The organism is Brevundimonas sp. NIBR10, from assembly GCF_027912515.1.
In the GTDB taxonomy this organism is placed as follows: domain Bacteria; phylum Pseudomonadota; class Alphaproteobacteria; order Caulobacterales; family Caulobacteraceae; genus Brevundimonas.
In genome coordinates this window covers 1,246,339-1,264,171 of record NZ_CP115464.1, presented here as the reverse complement: position 1 = coordinate 1,264,171, position 17,833 = coordinate 1,246,339, and the positions used below count along the sequence as shown (strand labels likewise).

Sequence of the window (17,833 nt, the reverse complement as noted above, 5' to 3'; positions counted from 1 at the left end):
CGGGTCTATAGGGCGTCCCACATCGTTAGACACCGGCGTCCGACGGCGCCGCGTTTCCAAGCGGCGGCCGATGGGCCCGCCGCTTTTTTGTTGAGTTGACCCCGCCCTTGCGCGCCAAGACCGTCCAGGACCGCCAGCTGATCGAACTGATCGACCCCATCGCGGAGTCGCTCGGGCTCGCGGTCGTGCGGGTGCGGCTGATGGGCGGGACCCTGCGTCAGCGACTTCAGATCATGGCCGAGCGGCCCAGCGATCACGACATCTCGGTCGAGGAATGCGCGCGCCTGAGCCGCGCCGTGTCGGAGGTGTTCGACGCCGCCGATCCGATCCCCGGCGAATATCTGCTGGAAGTGTCGTCGCCCGGCATAGACCGCCCCCTGACCCGCCTCATCGACTTCGACCTGTTCGAGGGGTTCGAGGCGCGAATGGAAGCCGATCGGATGATCGAGGGGCGCAAGCGCTTCAAGGGCGTCCTGGCCGGGTTGGACAAGGACGAGGCGGGGACCGACATGGTCGCCATCGACCTGGACGGCGAGGCCGACACCGCCCTGATCCCCTTCGACTGGATCGTGGACGCCAAGCTCGTGATGAGCGACGCCCTGATCAAGCGCGGGGCCGAGCTGCGCGCCCAGCGCGGCGAACCTGAAGACGACGGACTGCCGGAAGCGGCGCCCGAAGACAAAGACACTGACACGACCACCACTCCTGAGGACAAAGCCTGATGGCCGTCACCGGTATTTCCGCCAATCGCCTGGAACTTCTGCAGATCGCCAATGCGGTCGCCCAGGAGAAGAACATCGACCGCGAGATCGTGGTCGAGGCCCTGGAAGAAGCCATCCAGAAGGGCGCCAAGTCGCGTTACGGCGCGCACCACGACATCCGCGCCAAGATCGACCCCAAGACCGGCGAGCTCGCCCTGACCCGTCACGTCACTATCGTCGAGGACGACTGGATGCCGGAAGACGAACTGGAAGAGTTCAACGACTCGGCCATGGTCCGTCTGACCGACGCGTCCAAGCGCGATCCGGAAGCCGTGGTCGGCAAGGAATATGTCGAGGACCTGCCGCCGTTCGAGTTCGGCCGCGTCCAGACCCAGATGGCCCGTCAGGTCATCACCGGAAAGGTCCGCGACGCCGAGCGCGCCAACCAGTACGAAGAGTTCAAGGACCGCGTCGGCGAGATCGTCAACGGCACCGTCAAGCGCGTCGAATACGGCAACACCATCGTCGACCTGGGCCGGGGCGAGGGCATCATGCGCCGCGACCAGTCGATCCCGCGCGAAATCTTCAACATCGGCGACCGGATCCGCACCTACATCTACGACGTCCGGCCCGAGGCCAAGGGCCCGCAGATCATGCTGTCGCGGGCGCACCCCGGCTTCATGGCCAAGCTGTTCGCCCAGGAAGTGCCCGAGGTCTATGACGGCGTGATCGAGATCCGCGCCGCCGCCCGTGACGCCGGTTCGCGCGCCAAGATGGCCGTGCTGTCGAACGATTCCTCCATCGACCCCGTGGGCGCCTGCGTCGGCATGCGTGGCTCGCGGGTTCAGGCGGTCGTCGCCGAGTTGCAGGGCGAGAAGATCGATATCATCCAGTGGAACCCGGACGAGCCGACCTTCATCGTGAATGCGCTGGCTCCCGCCGAAGTCTCCAAGGTCGTGCTCGACGAAGAAGCCGACCGGGTCGAGGTGGTCGTGCCCGACGAGCAGCTGTCGCTCGCCATCGGCCGTCGTGGCCAGAACGTCCGCCTGGCATCCCAGCTGACCGGCTGGCAGATCGACATCATCACGGAATCCCAGGACTCCGAGCGTCGCCAGCGCGAGTTCACCGAGCGTACCCAGCTGTTCCAGGAAGCCCTGGACGTCGACGAAGTCATCGCCCAGCTGCTGGTCACCGAAGGCTTCGCGACCGTCGAGGATCTGGCCTTCGTCGACAACTATGAAGTCGCCGAGATCGAAGGCTTCGACGAAGACACCGCCGAGGAACTCCAGGCCCGCGCCCGCGACTATCTCGACCGTCAGGCTGCCATTCTGGACGCCAAGCGCGTCGAGCTGGGCGTGCTGGACGAGGTTCTGGCCGTGCCCGGCGTGACCGGCGCCATCGCCGTCGCGCTCGGCGAAGGCGGGGTGAAGACGGTCGAGGACCTGGCCGACCTGGCCACCGACGAAATCCGTGGCGGCTACGAGATGAAGAACGGCGAGCGGGTCAAGGTCCCCGGCGTGCTGGAAAGCTTCAACTTGGCCCAGGAAGACGCCGAGATGCTGATCCTCCAGGCCCGTGTCGCGGCCGGCTGGATCGACGCCTCGGAACTGCCGCAGCCCGAGCCGGAATACGAGGAAGAGTACGCCGAGGGTGAATACGACCCCGAAGCCGTCTTCGGTGAAGCGCCCGAAACGGAGGCCGACGGTGACGTCGAGGCCGCCGACGACGACGCCGACCAGCCCCAGAACGCGTGATGGAGACCCGGACCGTCCATGAGCCTGCGAGACGCGACATCGGATAGAGAGCGCCGCGACCTGGTCACGCACCAGGTCATGGAGGAATCTCGTCTGATCCGCTTCGTCGCCGCTCCGGACGGTTCGGTCGCTCCCGACCTGGGCAGGAAACTGCCCGGGCGCGGAATGTGGGTCGCCGCCGACCGCGTCTCGATCGAGACAGCGTCGAAGAAGAACCTGTTCTCGCGCTCGGCCAAGACCAAGCTCAACGCCTCGGCCGACCTGGCCGCGACGGTCGAAACCCTGCTGTTCCGGCGCTGTCTGGACCAGCTGGGCCTTGCCCGACGCGAAGGCGTGCTTATCTCCGGCTTCGAGAAATCGGCCGCCGCGATCCGCGCCGGCAAGGCCGCCTGGGTCATCGAGGCGTCCGATGGATCTTCGGACGGACGCGGAAAACTCCTGGCCCTGGCCCGCCACCAGACCGCGAAAGTCTGCGGGATGTTCAGCGCGGACGATTTGAGTTTGGCCCTTGGGCTGGAAAATGCGATACACGCCGTCCTGCTGCATGGCGGCAGGGCCGATCGCTGGACCGTCGAGGTCGAGCGGCTGGCGGGTTTCAAACCGCTCCGACCATCGGAGTGGGACCAGGACGGACCGCAGCGCGGCGCCGAAACCGGTCACGGCTCCCTTTCTCCGGAAAGTGGCGGAGCCGCTGCGAGCGGGTCAGACGAAGACCCTGGACATGAGCCCCCCGGGGCTTTTGGCGGGCGAGGTTCCGGGTCCTGAAAAGGGCGCGGAGCAGCGCACGGCTTTTTGTGTTTGGCGTGACGATTTCAAGATTGGGCGGACTTCCCCGCCACGAGTAAAAGCGACCGGATGAGCGACGAGAACGACAAGACCAACGACGGCCAGCAGCCGACGGCCCCGACCGGAACCCCTTCGGCGACGGGACCGCGCGCGCCGCTGAGCCTGAAGCCGCGCGCCGTGGGATCGGTTTCGACCGGCACCGTGCGCCAGAGCTTCAGCCACGGCCGGACCAAGACGGTGGTGGTCGAGACCAAGCGCCGCCCCGGTGCTCCCGTCGGTGGTCGCGCCCAGGGCTTCGACGTCGCGCGCCCGCGCACCGATGGCCCGGCCCCACAGGCCCAGGCTCCGCGTCCGATGGCCCCTCGCCCTCAACCCGCCGGCGGTTCGCTGTCGGGTGAGGAACAGGAGGCCCGTCGCCGCGCCATCGAACTGGCCACCCAGGCCCAGGCCGAACGCGCCGCCGCCGCCGCCGCCGAACAGGCGCGCCGCGACGCCGCCGCTCGCGAGCAGGCCGCAGCCGCCGCCGCCGCCGCCAACGCCGCCCAGGCCGAGGCCGCCGCTGCCCGCGCCGCCGCCGAGGCCGCTCGCGCCGAGGCCTCCAAGCTGTCGGCCGCCGCGCCCCTGCCCCCCGGCAAGCCCGCCGCTCGCGCACCGCTGCCGCCCAAGCCTGTGGCGCCTGTCGCTACGGCTCCGGCCCCCGCGCCGGTTGCTTCGGCTCCCATTGCCGCTGCGCCGGCTCCGACCCCCGCTGCTGCGGCCCCGGCCTCCGCACCCCGTCCGGCCCCGCCGGCTCGCCCGGTCGTGAACTTCGGCCAGCGCGTGCCCAAGGCCCCGAATCCGGCCCGTGCGCCGATCGACCGTCCCGCCTTCGGTGCCCGTTCGGCGCGTGAAGAGGCGATGGGCGGCGGCGACAAGGCCTATGCCGATCGTCCGGCCCCGACGTCGCGCGCCCCGGTCAAGCCGGCCGAGCCTGTCCGCTATTCGGCCCTGAACCCGCGTCCGGCCCCTGGCGCGGCGCGTCCGGGCGGTGCCCGCACGGGCCCCGGCGGTCGTCCGACCCCCAACACGCCTCCCGTGGCCTCCGAGGTCTCGCGCCCCAGCCGTACGGCCGGCGGCGGCTTCGCCCGCCCGCTCAAGCCCGAGGACGATCGCGACAAGCGCTTCAGTGACGCCGGCAAGGCCGTCAGCCGCACCCGCGGCGAGCCCAAGCGCCGCGAAGGCCGCCTGACCATCCAGTCCGTGGCCGGTGACGGCGACACGGCCGAGCGGATGCGTTCGCTCGCCTCCGTGCGCCGCGCTCGCGAACGCGAGAAGGAAAAGCGCAAGGGCGGTTCGACCGACGCGCCCAAGACCGCGCGTGAAGTCGTCATTCCCGACGTCATCACCGTACAGGAACTGTCCAACCGGATGGCCGTGCGCGGCGTCGACATCGTCAAGTTCCTGATGAAGCAGGGCCTCATGATGAAGATCAACGACGTCATCGACACCGATACCGCCGAGCTGGTGGCCGACGAGTTCGGCATGACCGTGCGTCGCGTCTCCGAATCCGACGTCGAGACCGGCTTCCTGTCCGACGACATCGACGACGAGGCGACCACGCCGCGTGCGCCGGTCGTGGCCATCATGGGCCACGTCGACCACGGCAAGACCTCCCTGCTCGACGCTCTGCGCACCACCGACGTGGCGGCGGGCGAGGCCGGCGGCATCACCCAGCACATCGGCGCCTATCAGGTGCGGACGCCGGGCGGTGAGACCGTCACCTTCCTCGACACCCCCGGCCACGCGGCCTTCAGCGCCATGCGGACGCGCGGCGCCAATGTCACCGACATCGTCATCCTGGTGGTGGCGGCCGACGACGGCGTGATGCCCCAGACGATCGAGAGCATCCAGCACGCCAAGGCCGCCGGTGCCCCGATCATCGTGGCCATCAACAAGGTCGACAAGCCGGACGCCGATCCACAGAAGGTCATCAACGAGCTTCTGCAATACGAAATCATCGGCGAGGCCCTGGGTGGCGACACCCAGATCGTCGAGGTCTCGGCCAAGGCCAAGATCAACCTGGACGGTCTGATCGAGGCCATCCTGCTGCAGGCCGAGGTCATGGACCTCAAGGCCGATCCGGAACGCTCGGCCGAAGGCGTGGTCATCGAGGCCAAGCTGGACAAGGGTCGCGGCCCCGTCGCCACCGTCCTGGTCAAGCGCGGCACGCTGAAGCGCGGCGACATCGTCGTGGCCGGCTCCGCCTGGGGCAAGGTTCGCGCCCTGCTCAACGAGCGCAACGAACAGCTCAAGGAAGCCGGGCCTTCGGTCCCGGTCGAGATCCTGGGTCTGGACGAGGCACCGTCGCCCGGCGAACCGCTGGCCGTCGTGGAATCCGAGGCCCGCGCACGCGAGCTGACCGAATACCGCGCCCGCACCAAGCGCGAGAAGGCCACCGGCGGCATCAACCAGGTCAGCCTGGTCGACATGATGGCCAAGCTGGGCTCCAAGAAGATCTCGGAACTGCCCGTCCTCATCAAGTCGGACGTCCAGGGCTCGGGCGAGGCCATTCAGGGCTCGCTGGAGAAGATGGGCAACGACGAGGTCCGCGCCCGCGTGGTCTATTCCGGCGCCGGCGGTATCACCGAGTCGGACGTCCAGCTGGCCAAGTCGGCCGGTGCCCCGATCCTGGGCTTCAACGTCCGTGCCTCGAAACAGGCGCGCGACATGGCCGAGCGTGAAGGCGTGGAGATCCGCTACTATTCGATCATCTACGACCTGCTCGACGACATGAAGGGCGTGCTTTCGGGCATGCTGGCCCCGCTGCAACGCGAAACCTTCCTCGGCAACGCGGCGGTTCTCCAGGTGTTCGACATCTCCAAGACCGGCAAGATCGCCGGTTGCCGGGTGTCGGAAGGCGTGGTCCGCAAGGGTGCCAAGGTCCGGATCATCCGCGACGACATCGTCGTGCTGGAACTGGGTACGCTGGCGACGCTCAAGCGCTTCAAGGACGAGGTCAACGAGGTGCCGTCGGGCCAGGAGTGCGGCATGCATTTCCAGGGCTTCCACGACATCAAGGTCGGCGACTACGTCGAGTGCTTCACCGTCGAAGAGATCCAGCGGACGCTGTAGTCTGGGGCGGCTTCGCCGCCGCGCTAACGCTCGGCTCGCGGAGCCTCGCTGCTTGAGCGCGAGACGTTGTTTCTCCTCCCCGTTCGCCGCTTGGCGAATGGGGAGGTGGCGCGGCCCGGCTTCGGGCCGTGACGGAGGGGGCGACTGGGTCTCGAAAGTGAGGGCGAGCGGTGCCTCACCGTCGATAGCGTGTCGCCCCCTCCGTCACGGCGCTGAAGAAGCGCCGCGCCACCTCCCCATCGCTGCGCGACGGGGAGGAGACCAATGCGCCACGCTTCCGCCGCACAGGTCGTCGATCAAACCGTCATGTTCCGCCGCCTGATCCCCGCCGTCCTCGCCGCCACCACGATCGCCACCCCGGCCTTCGCGGGGACCAGCTATCTCGCCTACAATCCGTCCGACCGGATCACGACGGCCCTGACGCGCGGCCTGACGCTCGAGGTCAACAAGGGGCTGTTCGGGGCGGTGTCGATCCGGCGGATCATCTCGACGTCCTCGCGCGGTTCGGCCGACATCCGGCGCGGCGGGCCCTATGAGGCGCGCGACGCCCTGCCCGAGGGTGCCGGCGAAAGCACCGTCTACACCATCCCCACCGAGGGTGACGGCCGCCCCCTCGCCCGCGCCCTGTGCCCCGGCGCCGACCAGACCTATCTGGTCGTAGGCCTGGTGCGCGCCGTGCGCCCCCTGACCATGCACGCGGTGGGCCGCTGGCCCGACGGGCGCTATCGCCACTGCGTCGAGCTCAACTACAGCTATCGCGGCGAATGGGCCCTTCCGCCGCGCGCCGCGCCGGGCGAGGGCGACGGCCTGCCCGCACGGCCCTGACGATCGTGTTGCGCGGCCTGATCCTTGCCGGCGTCCTCGGCAGCCTCGCCGCCCTGTGGACCTGGACCACCCCCGGCGATCCTGCGCTCTGGCCCGCAGACGAGACAGACAGGCAGGTGCCCGTCACCCTGCTCGACAACGGCTTCCACACCGACATGGTCGTACCGCGCGCGGCGCTGGCATCGCGGCCCGGCCCCCTGGCCGACGCCGTCGCCACCCTTGAACCCGGCGACTGGATCCTGATCGGCTGGGGCGATGCCAGATTCTACGTCGATCAGAGCCCGATCGCCGATCGCCTGCCCGACGGTGCCCGTGCCTTCTTCCGGCCCGGCAATCCCTCCGTCCTGATGCTGCGCCCCGAGACCATTGCCCCGGAACAGGCCTTCGTCGCCGAGGGCCGTCGCCGACTGGTGCTCTCCGACGCGGCCTTCGACGGCATGGCCCGACGCATCGAGGCCAGTCTCGACCTGTCGACCGGCACCCCGCGCGTGGCGGCGACCCGCCCCGGCGATCCCGTCCGCTTCTTCGCCAGCCGCGAGACCTTCTCGGTCCTGCACCTGTGCAATCACTGGGTCGGCGAGGTTCTGGACGCCGCCGGCCTGCCGATCCGGCCGGTCCAGACCATACTGTCGTCGGAGATCGGCCGCACCATCGACCGCGCGCAATTGGACAGGGCGGCCCCACAGGCCTAGACCGCCTCCCTTTTCCAGTTCAGCCCCCTCTATTTCAGCCCTGCGCCGGGTCCGATCCCCGGCAAGCGCCGGAGACCACCTCATGAGCAACCGCAAACCCAAGACGAAGGCCACCGCCGGCCTGGTCAGCCAGCGCCAGCTGCGCGCCTCCGAAATGATCCGCCACGCCCTGGTCGAGGTCATGCGCGAGAATGAGATCCGCGACCCGGCCCTGGTCGGGGTCTCGATCACGGTCAGCGAGGTGCGGCTGTCGCCCGACCTGAAACACGCGACCTGTTTCGTCGAGCCGCTTGGGGCCGGCGTCGAGACCTCGGACACCGCCGGCCATATCGACGAGATCATCAAGGCACTGAACGCCCACGCCAAATTCCTGCGCGGCGCCCTGGGCCGTCACATCGACATGCGCTTCACCCCCGACCTGCGCTTCCGCCACGACGAGAGCTTCGAGGCCGCCGAGCGGCTGAACCGTCTGCTGGACGATCCGCGCGTGCGCGCGGACGTGTTCGTGCCGCCGGTCGAGGATGAGGAATAGGCGTGCGTATCTCGCTTTCATGCCTCGCCTTAGCAGCCGTGATCCTTCTTACGGGCTGCACAATCAAACAGGACACGCAGCTGAACCTGACCCCGGTCAACGCCGAGCCTAGAAACGGCAACGAGGCTTATGGCGCGCTTTCCGTGAATGGCAGGCAAGCGGGTGAGGACGGAACGCTGACCGTAGACAATGGCGTCATGACTGCAGTGTTGCGCTGCTATCGAGTACGAGCGCCCGTAGTCCAACCCGAAGTCGTGAGTGTCGCAACGAGTCTCCGAACTGGCTTTCATAATCTGGTCTATCGGTTCCCAAGCGCACAGGTCACCGGCGTGCGAGCTGAAGGCTGCCCGGCTCCTCCTTCAGGTCGCATGGCGGTTGTTGCGAGCAGCATTGGCTATGACGACGGTAGAACGCGCATCGACTTTAGCGAGATGACGCCGGACGGTAGATTCCTCGGAACCTTGACCTTGGTGACACATGGGCCGTCGTAAGAAGGGAGATCCGGTCAACGGCTGGGTCTGTCTCGATAAGCCGTTCGAGCTGGGCTCGACCGACGCCGTGTCCAGGGTCCGCCGCCTGTTCAACGCCCAGAAGGCGGGACACGCGGGCACGCTCGACCCTCTGGCCAGCGGCATTCTGCCCATCGCCCTGGGCGAGGCGACCAAGACGGTGCCCTTCATGATGGAGGCGCAGAAGGTCTATCGCTTCACCATCCACTGGGGCATCTCGACCGCCAGTGTCGATCGCGAGGGCGAGATCATCGGCCGCTCCGACGTCCGGCCGAGCGTGGAGGCCGTGCGCGCCGCCCTGCCGTCCTTCGTCGGCGAGATCGACCAGACCCCGCCCCAGTTCAGCGCCATCAAGGTGGACGGCCAGCGTGCGTATGACCTGGCCCGCGACGGCGTGGAGTTCGAACTGGCCAGCCGCAAGGTGACGATCCACGAGGCCGAGGTCACCGATGCACCCGACCCGGATCACGTCGAGCTGACCATTCGCACCGGAAAGGGCGTCTATGTCCGGTCGCTGGCGCGCGATCTGGCGGTCATGCTGGGGGCCGAGGGGCATGTTTCGGCGTTGCGCCGCGAGCGGGTGGGTCCATTTTCCGTCGAGAACGCGGTCACTCTGGATTTCCTGACCGATCTGGTGCATAGGGACGCCGCCTTTGAAGGCCTGCTGCCCGTAGCGACCGCCCTGGACGACATCCCGGAGCTGGCCATTACGGACCAGGACGCCTTCTCGCTTCGTCAGGGACGACCGATCGTTCTGCTCCCCCGACAGGTCGAGACGCTAAAGAGCCTCCTCACGGATGGCTCTCGTACCGTTTCCGCCTTTCACGGACAGACCCTCGTCGCTCTCGGTCAGTTGCGGGCCGGCCGGCTAGAACCCGACCGCGTTTTCAATCTTTCCTGACCCCCCATCAAAAGGGGTTGGTCAGGGGACTCCAACTGGAGAATACCGATGTCGATTACTGCTGAACGCAAGAACGAAGTCATCGCCGAGAACGCCCGGTCCGCCGGCGACACCGGCTCGGCCGAGGTCCAGGTCGCGATCCTGTCGGAACGCATCGCCAACCTCACCGAACACTTCAAGACCCACAAGAAGGACAACCACTCGCGCCGCGGCCTGCTCAAGATGGTCTCGCAGCGTCGTCGTCTTCTGGATCACCTGACCAAGGTCGACAAGGAGCGTTACACCGCTCTGATCACCAAGCTGGGCCTGCGCCGCTAAGCGCATCCCACGACAACGGTTTCGAGGCGCGGGCCATGTCCGCGCCTCTTTCCGTACCTAGAGACCGGCGCGCCGCCGGACGAAACGGCGCAGGGATCCTGATCGGTCGAGGCTCTTCGCCGAGGCCGCGAGTCAGGTCCCAAAGAATGACGCGAGGGCTCGAGAACAGTCCTCTCCACTTCCGGATCGATCGCCATGGGGCGGCCGGTCCATTGGATCGAAGGACTGAACGCCCGACGCATCCGCACCCACTGATGGGACTCCGCCGGGAATACGCCCGCCGGAACACGAAAGACGAAACATGTTCGATATCAAACGCAAGACGATCGACTGGGCCGGCCGCCCGCTGACCCTGGAAACGGGCCGCATCGCCCGCCAGGCCGACGGCGCCGTTCTGGCCACCTACGGCGAGACCGTCGTCCTCGCCACCGTCGTCTACGGTCGCGCGCCCAAGCCGGGCCTGGATTTCTTCCCGCTGACCGTCAACTACCAGGAAAAGACCTTCGCCGCCGGCAAGATCCCGGGTGGCTATTTCAAGCGTGAAGGCCGTCCGACCGAGAAGGAAACCCTCGTCAGCCGCCTGATCGACCGTCCGATCCGCCCCCTGTTCGTCAAGGGCTTCAAGAACGAGACCCAGGTCGTCATCACCGTGCTGCAGCACGACCTGGAAAACGATCCCGACATCGTCGGCATGGTCGCCACCTCCGCCGCCCTAACCATCTCGGGCGTGCCGTTCCAGGGGCCGATCGGTGCCGCGCGCGTCGGCTATATCGACGGCGAGTTCGTGCTGAACCCGACGCTGGACCAACTGCCTGACAGCCAGCTCGATCTGGTCGTCGCCGGCACCCAGGACGCCCTGATGATGGTCGAATCCGAAGCCAAGGAGCTGTCGGAAGAGGTCATGCTGAACGCCCTGATGTTCGCACATCGCGGCATGCAGCCGGTGATCGACGCGATCATCGAACTGGCCGAACACGCTGCGAAAGAGCCCTTCGACTTCCAGGCCGAGGATCACTCCGACGTCGTCACCGCCATCCAGTCGCTGGTCGGCGAGGACATCAAGGCCGCCTATACCCACGTCGGCAAGCATGCTCGCCACGAAGCCGTCGGCGCCGCCAAGAAGAAGGCCTCGGCCGCCCTGGTGAAGACCGACGAAAATCCGGACGGCGTCGATTCCGCCAAGTTCGGCACGGCCTTCAAGGAATGCGAAGCCCACGTCCTGCGTCGCGACATCATCGACAACGGCCACCGCGTCGACGGCCGCGCTCTCGACAAGGTCCGCGACATCGTCTCGGAAGTCGGCGTCTTCCCGCGCACCCACGGTTCGGCCCTGTTCACCCGCGGTGAAACCCAGGCCATCGTCGTCGCCACCCTGGGCACCGGCGAAGACGAGCAATACGTCGACTCGCTGGCCGGGACCTACAAAGAGAAGTTCCTGCTGCACTACAACTTCCCTCCCTATTCGGTCGGTGAAACCGGCCGCATGGGCGGCGCGGGCCGTCGCGAAATCGGCCACGGCAAGCTGGCCTGGCGCGCGATCCGTCCGATGCTGCCCAAGGCGGAAGACTTCCCCTACACGATCCGCATCGTGTCGGAGATCACCGAGTCCAACGGCTCCTCCTCCATGGCCTCGGTCTGCGGTGCCTCGCTGGCGCTGATGGACGCGGGCGTGCCGCTGACCCGTCCGGTCTCGGGCATCGCCATGGGCCTGATTCTCGAGCCGTCCGGCGAGTTCGCCATCCTGTCCGACATCCTGGGTGACGAAGATCACCTGGGCGACATGGACTTCAAGGTGGCCGGCACGCGCGAGGGCATCACGTCCCTGCAGATGGACATCAAGGTCACGGGCATAACCGAAGAGATCATGCGCAAGGCGATCGCCCAGGCCTCGGCCGGCCGCCTGCACATCCTCGACGAGATGGACAAGGCCATCGACGGCGCCCGCACCGAGCTCGGTGAGTTCGCGCCCAAGATCGAATCCATCAAGGTCCCGGTCGACAAGATCCGCGACATCATCGGCACTGGCGGCAAGATCATCCGCGAGATCGTCGAAAAGACCGGCGCCAAGGTCAACATCGAGGACGACGGCACCGTCAAGATCGCCGCTTCGGACCAGGAAAAGATCGACGCCGCCAAGAACTGGATCTCGTCGATCGTGTCCGAGCCCGAGCCCGGCATGATCTACTCCGGCAAGGTCGTGAAGGTCGTGGACTTCGGCGCCTTCGTGAACTTCTTCGGTGCCAAGGACGGTCTGGTCCACGTGTCACAGATCGCCCTGGAACGCGTCGCCAACCCGGCCGACGTCCTGTCCGAGGGTCAAGAGGTCAAGGTCAAATTCCTGGGCTTCGACGATCGCGGCAAGACCAAGCTGTCGATGAAGGTCGTCGATCAGTCGACGGGTGAAGACCTGACCGACAAGATCAACGCGGAACGCGCCGAACGCGGTGAGGCCCCCCTGACCGAAGACACCGGCGGCGGCGGCAAGAAGCGTGAAGGCGGCGGCGGCGACCGTGGTCGTCGTCCCCGTCGCGACTAGGACTCGGCATCATCGCTGAAATGACGAAGGCCCCGCTGGAAACAGCGGGGCCTTTTTCATGCGCGGCCTTCCCGGCCACGAAAAAGGGCGGTGGCCGAAGCCACCGCCCTCCTGACGCTTCACAACGGTGAAGCGTGAGCTCAGACGAGTTCGTCCTCGTCGTCCTCGCACTCGTCGTCTTCCTCGTCCTCGTCGTCTTCTTCGTCGTCCTCTTCGTCTTCGTCGTCTTCTTCCTCGTCGTCTTCTTCGTCGTCTTCCTCGTCATCCTCTTCGTCGTCGCACTCGTCGTCGTCTTCAGCGTCCTGGAAGGCCGGAGCGGAGCCGTCGGCGATGTCAGCCATGCCGGCGACCCAGGCGGGTGCGTCGTCGTTGACGATGACCACGTCGGCGTCGGCCGCCGAGGTCCAGGCGCCCAGCAGCATCACGACTGCCAGGGCGGATGAGGTCTTCAAGAGCTTCATTAGGTAGTCCCCCATTCAAGGTTGCGAGAACGCAACTACGTCAGACTACTCAAGCTTCGCGGCATGTCACGAAATTTGTTTGCACTGTGGCGGGGCGAAATTCAGCGACCGTTCATCTTGCCGGTGTGTCGGATGGCGTACACTCCGCAGGGCGCGTCTCACCCGCTTCGTACATGGCGCAGGAGCGGTCGATCTCGTCCCGGATCAGTGCACAGGGGTTGGCGGCGTTGCACGGCGGCCGCGTCGCCGGGCTGACCGCGATGCAGCGCTCGACGAGGCGGGCGGCGGCATCCGCGCCGATCTCGGCCTCGCATTCCGCCTTCTCGCCCGAACCGATGGCGGAATCGGGCAGGGGCTCTTCCTGCGGCGGGGCGTCGAGCGGCATGAGGATGGGCGGCGCAGCGGACGGTTGCGAGTCCGCCGCTACGGCGACGAAGGGTCGGGCGGGCCGTCGCATGCCGTGAGCGTCAGGGCGGCCAGCAGCAAGGCAAGAGAGGTTGAGACGGCACGCATGGACATCTCCGATCCGGATCAGACCGTGACGATGCGCCGATCCGCAGCCTCGGGAAAGGGCCCACGGCGTCGAGGTCAGCCCTTCAGCGCGGCCTCCAGCGCCGCGCGTTGCAGCACGAACAGGTCGTCACAGCCGCCCTGGGCCAGTTCGAACAGCCGGTCGAATTCAGCACGAGAGAAGCCGCGCTTCTCGCCGGTCGCCTGGATCTCGACGATGGTGCCCGATCCGGTCAGGACAAAATTGCTGTCGGCCTCGGCATTCGAATCCTCTTCGTAGTCGAGGTCGAGCACCGGCTGGTCGCTGCATACGCCGCACGACACCGCCGCGACCTGGTCCAGGATCGGGTCCGCCTTCAGCACGCCCTCGGCCTTCAGATATCCCAGCGCCGCCGCCATCGCGACCCAGGCCCCGGTGATCGAGGCGGTGCGGGTGCCGCCGTCGGCCTGGATCACGTCGCAGTCGATCAGGACCTGCCGCTCGCCCAGGGCCTTCAGATCGACCACGGCCCGCAGGGACCGCCCGATCAGCCGCTGGATCTCCTGGGTCCGCCCCGACTGTTTGCCCGCCGCAGCCTCGCGACGGCCGCGCGTATGGGTGGCGCGAGGCAGCATCCCGTATTCGGCGGTGACCCAGCCCTGACCCGAGTTGCGCATCCAGCCGGGCACCTTGTCCTCGATCGAGGCGGTGCAGAGGACCTTGGTATGGCCGAACGAGACCAGGCACGACCCCTCGGCATAGCGGTTCACCCCGGTCTCCAGCGTCACGGTACGGAGCTGTTCGGGGGTGCGGCCGGAGTGGCGGGGGGTGGCGGTCATGTCGGTGGCCTTCAAGGAACGGCTTGGAGAGTGGGGCCGCGCTGCTTATCGTGAAACCGTGAGCCTGTATGCCCCCAACCCGCTTCCGTTCGGAACAGGAACCGCCTCGTCCGGCGGAGGCCTGACTGCGCTGGACGCCCGGGCGCGCGACATCTTCCGCCGCATCGTCGAGACCTATCTGGAAACCGGAGAGCCCGTCGGGTCGCGGACCATCTCGCGCGGCGGGGTCCAGCTGTCGCCCGCCTCGATCCGCAACACCATGCAGGACCTGACCCTGGCCGGCCTGCTGGCCGCGCCCCACACCTCGGCCGGGCGGATCCCGACCCATGCGGGCCTGCGCCTGTTCGTCGACGGCTTCCTCGAGATCGGCGACATCGGGGCCGACGAACGCCGCGAGATCGACGCGCGGCTGGCAGGCAAGGGTCGCGGCTTCGACGAGGCGCTGGATGCGGCATCGTCCCTGCTGTCCGGCCTGGCAGGCGGTGCCGGCATCGTGGCCAGCCCGGTGCGCGACGCCGGGGTCAAACACGTCGAGTTCGTCGCCCTGGGCCACGATCAGGCCCTGGCGGTGCTGGTCGGGGACGACGGCACGGTCGAGAACCGGCTGATGCCCCTGTCGGCGGGGGTCACCCCCTCCACGCTTCAGGAGGCGTCGAACTTCCTCAACGCCCGGCTCAAGGGCCGTCCCCTGGCCGAGGCGCGCACCGAGATGCGGGCTGAGCTCGATGCCGCCCGGCAACAGCTCGACGCAGCCGCCGCCCGTCTGGTCGAGGACGGTCTGGCCGCCTGGTCCGGCGGCCCGGACCGCGAGCGCAGCCTGATCGTCCGCGGCCGCGCCAACCTGTTGCAGAACAATGAGACCGCCGCTGATCTGGAGATGGTGCGCGTCCTGTTCGACGACCTGGAGCAGAAGGAACAGCTGATCGGCTTGCTCGACGGGGTCAATGCGGCGCAAGGGGTGCGCATCTTTATCGGGGCGGAAACGCGGTTGTTTTCGCTTTCGGGTTCCGCTGTCATCGCGGCGCCCTATATGAACGGCCGACAGCGGGTCCTGGGCGCCATCGGCGTGATCGGACCCGCGCGGTTGAACTACGCCCGCATCATTCCGTTGGTGGATTACACCGCCCGGGTGCTGGGGCGAATGCTGGACGGACAGGACACTTGAGCGACAATCATCCCACACAGGCCGAACTCGACGCGATCGAGGCCGAAGCCGACGCCATCCTCGACGCTGACGCAGCCAATGCCGAAAGCCTCGCGCCGCTCGATCAGGTCATCGCCGAGCGCGACGAATGGAAGGACCGCGCCCTGCGCGTGGCCGCCGAGATGGAAAACCTCAAGCGCCGTTCGGAGACGCAACAGAACGACGCCCGCGCCTTTGCGATCCAGCGCTTCGCCAAGGACCTGCTGCCCGTCGCCGACAGCCTGCAACGCGCGCTGCAGGCTGCGCCCAAGGATTCCGAAGGCCCCGCCGCCGCCCTGGTGACCGGGCTGGAACTGGTCGAGAAGGCGCTTCAAGGCGCGTTCGCCACCAACAACTTGAAACAGGTCGCGCCGGGCCCCGGCGATGTCTTCGATCCCCACCTGCACCAGGCCATGATGGAACAGCCGTCCGAGACGGTCGCCGGCGGTGCCGTGCTCCAGACCATGCAGGCCGGCTACGAACTGTTCGGCCGCACCATCCGCCCGGCCATGGTCGTCGTCGCCGCCAAGGGCTCGGGTGCCAAGGCTGCGGCCTCCACCGCCTACGCCCCCGCCGATGCGGCCAACGGCGGGTCGTACGACTCGAAGGCGTAAGGGCCGACGCGGCCTCTCGTCGATCTGGCTGAGCCGTGTATTTGGCGAGGGACAGGTTCGTCACAACGAACACAACGAAGACACAAGGGACACGACGAGACCGATGGGACTTCACGAGGCCCACCGGAAATCCGCCATTCCACTAAAGACGGCGGCTTCGCCGCGAAGCGGCCTTTTCTGCCTCCGCCTCTGACGAAATGACCGGCAGCCCCCGCGAACTCGGTCCCGTCGTGTCCTTTGTGACCTCGTTGTGCTCGTTGTGATGAACCTCCATCACCTAAGGGGGCCTCACAGCGAGCGACGCGCTTCAGGCGTCCTCGACCAACGCCCCGCCCTCGACCCGCACGAACCGCGCCCGACCCTTCAGCTCCTCGAACAGCACCGCCTCCGTGCCCGTCATGAAGGCCTGCAACCCCAGGGCCTCGATCTCGTCGAACAGGGCGGCTCTACGGCGCGTATCGAGGTGGGCGGGTGCCTCATCCAATAACAATACCGGCGGGGCACCCCCGGCTGCCTTGAGCCGCGTCACCTGGGCCAGGATCAGGTTCAGCACCAGGGCCTTCTGTTCGCCCGACGACCCCTCGGCGGCCGGGCGGCGTTTCTCGCGGTGCAGGGCGGTCAGGTCCGAGCGGTGCGGCCCGAACAGGGACCGGCCGGACGCCGCGTCCCGGCCCCGCGACCGCGCCATGCCGTCCCGGATGGCGGCGGCGATCGCGTCCTCGCCCACCCCGTCCAGCGCCGCCTGTTCGGCCTCGCCGGCCAGGCCCAGATCGGCCTGAGGAAACGGCCGGTCGCCCCGGTCGTTGATCCCGGCCTGAAGCGCGCCCAGCGCCCCGGCCCGCGCCACGACCGCCCGCGCGCCTGTCTCGCCCAGTCGCGCCTCCAGCGCATCCAGCCACAACGGGTCCGCCGCGCGCCCGTGCTCGACCCCGTCGGTCAGCAGCCGCAACCGCTCGCGCAGCGCCTTCTCGTATCCCGACACCACCCCGGCATGATCGGGGTCGGCGGCGAACACCAGCCGGTCGAAGAATTTCAGCCGATCCGCCCGCGCGTCCGAGAACAGCCGGTCCTGCTCCGGCGTCGCCCACACCGGCCGCAGATAATCCAGGAACCGCCCCGGCTGGGCCGTCTCCCCGTCGATCCGCACGATCCGCCGGGATGCCCCCGCCGCCTGGGTTCCCGTGCCGAGCCTGATCTCCTCGCCGTCTCCGCCATCCAGCGTCAGCGCCACCGCCCAGGCCCGCCCGACCGCTTCACCGGGCTCTCTGCGCCCCATCTCCTGCGCCGTCGCCGACCGCAGTCCCCGACCCGGCGTGAACAGGCTCATTGCCTCCAGCAGATTGGTCTTCCCCGCCCCGTTCGGCCCATGCAGCACCACAGGCCCGCTGCCGACGGGCAGGGTCGCGGAGGCATAGGACCGGAAGTCGGTGAGGGCGAGGGTAGTGATCAAGGCATCGACATAGCCCAGTTTCCCGTGCCGATCCCAGACCCCAAGCCCCTTCGGCAGCTTACTGGCGAGTTGGTCGTCTTCATCAGGATATGGTTGTGGACCCTCAGCCCATCTCGCGGCAGAAAAGCTTC

Annotated in this window: 16 protein-coding genes and 1 pseudogene; 13 read left to right on the top strand and 4 right to left on the bottom strand. The window is 67.7% G+C overall.

Going from position 1 to position 17,833, the window contains the following annotated elements; genetic code table 11:
• Positions 1–107: 107 nt before the first annotated feature.
• The 11 genes and pseudogenes from rimP to pnp all read left to right on the top strand — a co-directional run bounded on the left by rimP (position 108) and on the right by pnp (position 12,665).
• A complete protein-coding gene (gene rimP, locus O5K39_RS06100) occupies positions 108–722 on the top strand; it encodes a ribosome maturation factor RimP (RefSeq protein WP_271146386.1) in 615 nt (204 codons plus the stop codon).
• Positions 722–2,455, top strand: a complete 1,734-nt coding sequence (nusA, locus tag O5K39_RS06095; RefSeq protein WP_271146385.1) for a transcription termination factor NusA — start codon at positions 722–724, stop codon at positions 2,453–2,455. Before rimP ends, nusA begins: the two co-directional genes overlap by 1 nt.
• Positions 2,456–2,473: 18 nt before the next feature.
• A pseudogene (locus tag O5K39_RS06090) lies at positions 2,474–3,088 on the top strand (RNA-binding protein); the annotation flags it as partial.
• Between the two features lie 222 nt (positions 3,089–3,310).
• Positions 3,311–6,352, top strand: coding sequence for a translation initiation factor IF-2 (gene infB, locus O5K39_RS06085; RefSeq protein WP_271146384.1), 3,042 nt, complete (start codon positions 3,311–3,313; stop codon positions 6,350–6,352).
• A 264-nt stretch (positions 6,353–6,616) separates the two neighbouring features.
• Complete coding sequence (locus O5K39_RS06080; protein ID WP_271146383.1) at positions 6,617–7,177, top strand: hypothetical protein; 561 nt, start codon at positions 6,617–6,619, stop codon at positions 7,175–7,177.
• Complete coding sequence (locus O5K39_RS06075) at positions 7,117–7,869, top strand: DUF2459 domain-containing protein (protein WP_271146382.1); 753 nt, start codon at positions 7,117–7,119, stop codon at positions 7,867–7,869. Before O5K39_RS06080 ends, O5K39_RS06075 begins: the two co-directional genes overlap by 61 nt.
• 82 nt (positions 7,870–7,951) lie before the next feature.
• The gene (gene rbfA / locus O5K39_RS06070; protein WP_271146381.1) at positions 7,952–8,401 is read left to right on the top strand and encodes a 30S ribosome-binding factor RbfA; all 450 of its coding nucleotides are present in this window, start codon (positions 7,952–7,954) and stop codon (positions 8,399–8,401) included.
• 2 nt (positions 8,402–8,403) lie between these two features.
• Entirely contained in the window at positions 8,404–8,892 is a 489-nt protein-coding gene (locus O5K39_RS06065) for a hypothetical protein (RefSeq protein WP_271146380.1), read from the top strand.
• Complete coding sequence (truB, locus tag O5K39_RS06060) at positions 8,879–9,811, top strand: tRNA pseudouridine(55) synthase TruB (RefSeq protein ID WP_271146379.1); 933 nt, start codon at positions 8,879–8,881, stop codon at positions 9,809–9,811. The genes O5K39_RS06065 and truB overlap by 14 nt, the downstream gene beginning before the upstream one ends.
• Positions 9,812–9,859: 48 nt before the next feature.
• Positions 9,860–10,129 (top strand): 30S ribosomal protein S15, encoded by a 270-nt coding sequence (rpsO, locus tag O5K39_RS06055; RefSeq protein WP_271146378.1) that lies wholly within the window; start codon positions 9,860–9,862, stop codon positions 10,127–10,129.
• Positions 10,130–10,430: 301 nt separating this feature from the next.
• A complete protein-coding gene (gene pnp / locus O5K39_RS06050) occupies positions 10,431–12,665 on the top strand; it encodes a polyribonucleotide nucleotidyltransferase (RefSeq protein ID WP_271146377.1) in 2,235 nt (744 codons plus the stop codon).
• A gap of 140 nt (positions 12,666–12,805) precedes the next feature.
• On the opposite strand, the gene O5K39_RS06045 is transcribed toward pnp, so the two are convergent.
• The 3 genes from O5K39_RS06045 to rph all read right to left on the bottom strand — a co-directional run bounded on the left by O5K39_RS06045 (position 12,806) and on the right by rph (position 14,455).
• Positions 12,806–13,126 carry a hypothetical protein gene (locus O5K39_RS06045; RefSeq protein ID WP_271146376.1) on the bottom strand — a complete coding sequence of 107 codons (321 nt, stop codon included), beginning with the start codon at positions 13,124–13,126 and terminating at the stop codon, positions 12,806–12,808.
• Positions 13,127–13,238: 112 nt separating this feature from the next.
• Positions 13,239–13,583 carry a hypothetical protein gene (locus tag O5K39_RS06040; protein ID WP_271146375.1) on the bottom strand — a complete coding sequence of 115 codons (345 nt, stop codon included), beginning with the start codon at positions 13,581–13,583 and terminating at the stop codon, positions 13,239–13,241.
• 131 nt (positions 13,584–13,714) lie between these two features.
• Positions 13,715–14,455, bottom strand: coding sequence for a ribonuclease PH (gene rph / locus O5K39_RS06035; RefSeq protein ID WP_271146374.1), 741 nt, complete (start codon positions 14,453–14,455; stop codon positions 13,715–13,717).
• Between the two features lie 58 nt (positions 14,456–14,513).
• Between rph and hrcA the strand changes: the two genes are divergently transcribed.
• Positions 14,514–15,620, top strand: coding sequence for a heat-inducible transcriptional repressor HrcA (gene hrcA / locus O5K39_RS06030; protein WP_271147113.1), 1,107 nt, complete (start codon positions 14,514–14,516; stop codon positions 15,618–15,620).
• A 56-nt stretch (positions 15,621–15,676) separates the two neighbouring features.
• Positions 15,677–16,252, top strand: coding sequence for a nucleotide exchange factor GrpE (grpE, locus tag O5K39_RS06025; protein WP_271147112.1), 576 nt, complete (start codon positions 15,677–15,679; stop codon positions 16,250–16,252).
• A gap of 307 nt (positions 16,253–16,559) precedes the next feature.
• On the opposite strand, the gene recF is transcribed toward grpE, so the two are convergent.
• The gene (recF, locus tag O5K39_RS06020; RefSeq protein WP_271146373.1) at positions 16,560–17,702 is read right to left on the bottom strand and encodes a DNA replication/repair protein RecF; all 1,143 of its coding nucleotides are present in this window, start codon (positions 17,700–17,702) and stop codon (positions 16,560–16,562) included.
• Between the last annotated feature and the right edge of the window lie 131 nt (positions 17,703–17,833).